The organism is Leptolyngbya sp. BC1307 (assembly GCF_002286735.1).
Taxonomy (GTDB): domain Bacteria; phylum Cyanobacteriota; class Cyanobacteriia; order Phormidesmidales; family Phormidesmidaceae; genus Phormidesmis.
Window position 1 is genome coordinate 1 of record NZ_NRTA01000200.1, and the last position, 497, is coordinate 497.

Annotated in this window: 1 pseudogene; it reads left to right on the forward strand. The window is 57.7% G+C overall.

Annotated elements, in window-relative coordinates:
• Positions 1-204: 204 nt before the first annotated feature.
• Positions 205-497, forward strand: a pseudogene (locus CKL79_RS22770) (hypothetical protein); the annotation flags it as partial.

Here is a 497-nt window from a genome sequence, read left to right on the forward strand (position 1 = left end):
CGTTTCTACAGTGTGCCAGATGGCGAAGCTGGCTCTAGTATCCGCAATCGACTCGATGCCGCCAGCAGTGTCCGCTCGTGGTCGAGGTGATTGAAGGGGCGTGGTTTGATTCGGGGTCACACTTTGGGAGCAATCAGGTAGGCTGAGTGGTTGCCCACCTCCTTCCACCGCGATCGCTTCCAGCGGGCGTCGCCATCGCAATCCATGAGCCGAACCCTTTCCGTTGCCGCCAGTCTATCCCGGGAAGTTCGTCAAAATCTTGGCATACAGGCACTCTCCCGATCAGTCCCCATCAGTCATCTAGCAGCAGAGCACCAGGTCAGCCGGAAGTTCGTTTACCAGCAGGTCGACAAAGCTCAGCAAGCCCTAGATGAGTCGTTTGTGCCGTCCCCAGGTGATGACGTCTTGTTCCATCTGCCGGTGACCAAGAACTGGCTGTACCAGCTGATGCTGGGGTTGGTGCTGATCTGCCACAGCTCCTATCGGGGCGTGGTTGA